The following is a 1,532-nucleotide window of genomic DNA, read 5'->3' as shown; positions in this document are numbered from 1 at the left end:
TGGTAATTTCTCAAAGTAACTTCCACTTGCCTGACCAAAGTGGAAATTAGTCTAAAACGGATTTTTATGGTGGAATTAAGTATGAGACGTTTGAGTTAGAAATGAGGCTCACTATGACAAAACATAAACACCTTACCCTTTCAGACCGTAATGATATCCAACTAGGCTTAGAGCGCGGTGAAACCTTCAAAGCTATCGGACAATCCATTCTAAAAGACCCAACTACTGTTTCCAAAGAAGTCAAACGAAACAGACAAGTCCGAGAGTCTACATGCGATAACCTTCCTTGCCCTCTACTCGACAAAGCTCCCTTTGTCTGTAATGGATGCCCTAAAAGAAGACAGAATTGTGGCTATAAAAAGATCTTCTACCTCGCTAAACAAGCTCAAAAACAATACGAACAAACTCTTGTCGAAGCTCGTGAAGGAACTCCCCTCAATTCCAAGACCTTCTGGGAAATGGACAAAGTCATTTCTGATGGGGTTAAAAAGGGACAACACATCTATCATATCCTCAAAACTCATAACCTTGATGTCAGCTCCTCAACCGTCTATCGGCACATCCGAAAAGGATACCTATCTATCGCTCCTATTGACCTAGCCAGAGCCGTTAAATTCAAAGAAAGACGGAAAAGTAAACTACCTTCCATCCCTAAAGAAGCTAAAAAAGGACGTTCCTATGAAGATTTCCTAAATTATTTAGCACTGAATCAACTAGACTCTTGGCTGGAAATGGATACGGTTATGGGCAGAATGGGAGGTAAAGTCCTACTCACCTTCAATTTATCTTTCTGTAACTTTATCTTCGCTAGGCTTCTGGATAATAAAACTGCCCTTGAGGTTACCAAACACCTCTATGACATCAAGAACACTCTTCACCAAGCTGACAAAGATTTCTTCCAACTCTTCCCTGTCATTCTTACCGATAATGGTGGAGAGTTTGCCAGGGTAGATGATATCGAAATGGATGTGCGAGGAGAGTGTAAACTCTTCTTTTGTGACCCTAATCGCTCTGACCAGAAAGGGAGAATTGAGAAAAATCACACACTGATTCGCGACATTCTACCTAAGGGAACTTCCTTTGACAACTTAACTCAAGAGGACATCAATCTCGTTTGTTCTCATGTCAACAGCGTCAAACGTGCTGCTTTGAATGGAAAGTCAGCCTATGAGCTCTTTGCATTTACCTATGGAGAAGAAATTCCTAAACTTCTCGGCATTTCTAAAATACCTGCAGAAGACGTCTGTCAGTCGTCTACATTACTCCAACATAAGTTCTAAAGGCTAACCTTTAACCGCATTCAAACGTCTCACACTAACTTCCACCATAGCGGAACTTAATCTGAAACGCTTTCAGATGAGGGGATTTTGTGCGCTCTTTTTTTCGATTCATTTTGGTTACAAAAGCAATAAAATCAAGCATTAGTAAAACCAATGGAACTTACCCTGACACGGATTTCCACTGGTTTTTAGGATCTTTATCAGACTAACTTCCACTTGGATTAACGGTGGAAGTTAGTTTGGGAATTTACC

Annotated in this window: 1 protein-coding gene; it reads left to right on the top strand. The window is 40.7% G+C overall.

Annotated elements, in window-relative coordinates:
- Positions 1 to 113: 113 nt before the first annotated feature.
- Positions 114 to 1,280, top strand: coding sequence for an IS30 family transposase (locus CYK16_RS10560; protein WP_101776982.1), 1,167 nt, complete (start codon positions 114 to 116; stop codon positions 1,278 to 1,280).
- The last annotated feature ends 252 nt before the right edge of the window (positions 1,281 to 1,532 follow it).

The sequence above is a fragment of the Streptococcus oralis subsp. dentisani genome (genome assembly GCF_002860905.1).
Classification (GTDB): domain Bacteria; phylum Bacillota; class Bacilli; order Lactobacillales; family Streptococcaceae; genus Streptococcus; species Streptococcus oralis_BA.
The sequence above is the reverse complement of the archived record's forward strand: the minus strand, read 5'-3'. Positions and strand labels throughout refer to the sequence as shown.

Excerpts from the sequence above, each read along its gene's own strand:
- CYK16_RS10560 (WP_101776982.1), top strand. The coding sequence starts at position 114 with ATGACAAAACATAAACACCTTACCCTTTCAGACCGTAATGATATCCAA.